The 622-nt window shown below is 46.0% G+C and carries 1 pseudogene; it reads left to right on the forward strand.

Features of this window, described 5'->3' with window-relative positions:
* Positions 1-92: 92 nt before the first annotated feature.
* A pseudogene (locus tag AB4585_RS23175) lies at positions 93-622 on the forward strand (hypothetical protein); the annotation flags it as partial.

The following is a 622-nucleotide window of genomic DNA, read 5'->3' on the forward strand; positions in this document are numbered from 1 at the left end:
AATCTCAGTTATCTTTACTTAGTAGCTATTACACATTTCTCTCTGACATGGAGTTTTGTTATAGGAATCCAGCCGCAACCTTGCTTAAGCGAATGAATGTTAATAATACTCGTGTTGCAAATAGTGAGGAGGCTGAGAAGTCCCTGACGATTGCGCAATGGGAGTGTGTCTGGAATTATGTCGTGGAGTTGTCTGAGTCTCCACCTGAGGGCGATGATTTGGCGCAGAATAATAGGGCTCGGTTTTTGCTCGCTATGTTGTATCACCTGTATCCTCGTATATCGGAAGTTACTGCGCGTCCCGGCCATACACCTAGAATGAACAACTTTAAGATAATTCGCGGGCATTGGTTTTATAAGATACCGCGATCAAAGGGGGGGAAGACCCGTTCAGTTGCCTGCCCGCATGAGCTCGTTGTTGAGTTAAAGCGCTATCGAAAAACTCTGGGACTATCTTCATTACCGACGCCAGAAGACGAAAGCCCTCTTCTTGTTCGAGTTAGGCCTGCATCGCATGGGCGTGAGGCTGGAATTCTGAATGCACAGATAGGTACACGTGTTGCAACAGAAATTGTAAAGGATGTCTTCAAGCATGCTAGTTTGGGTCTTATAGAGAGTGATCC

This window comes from Vibrio sp. 10N.222.49.C9 (assembly GCF_041474985.1).
GTDB classification, from domain to species: domain Bacteria; phylum Pseudomonadota; class Gammaproteobacteria; order Enterobacterales; family Vibrionaceae; genus Vibrio; species Vibrio crassostreae_C.